The following is a 383-nucleotide window of genomic DNA, read 5'->3' on the forward strand; positions in this document are numbered from 1 at the left end:
GTGCTCGGCGTGGTGGTCGGCACGCTGACCGGCGCGCTGATGGGCTTCTTCGGCGGGCGCTTCGATATGGTGTCGCAGCGCCTGATTGAAATCTGGAGTTCGATGCCGGAGCTGTACCTGCTGATCATCTTCGCGTCGATCTTCACCCCCAGCCTTGGGCTGCTGATCATCCTGCTGTCGCTGTTCGGCTGGATGAGCCTGTCGGATTACGTGCGCGCCGAGTTCTACCGCAACCGCTCGCTCGACTATGTGAAGGCCGCGCGAGCGATGGGCCTGTCCAGTTGGCAGATCATGTGGCGCCACATCATGCCCAACAGCCTGACACCGGTGATCACCTTCCTGCCGTTCCGCATGAGCGCGGCCATTCTTGCGCTCACTAGCCT

Annotated in this window: 1 protein-coding gene; it reads left to right on the forward strand. The window is 62.1% G+C overall.

From position 1 onward, the window contains the following. Positions 1 to 12 precede the first annotated feature (12 nt). Positions 13 to 383 (forward strand): ABC transporter permease subunit (locus I6F21_RS38555; RefSeq protein WP_225184494.1); only part of this gene is annotated, 371 nt, incomplete at its 3' end.

Origin of the sequence: Bradyrhizobium sp. NBAIM03 (genome assembly GCF_020194055.1) — a bacterium.
GTDB classification, from domain to species: domain Bacteria; phylum Pseudomonadota; class Alphaproteobacteria; order Rhizobiales; family Xanthobacteraceae; genus Bradyrhizobium; species Bradyrhizobium yuanmingense.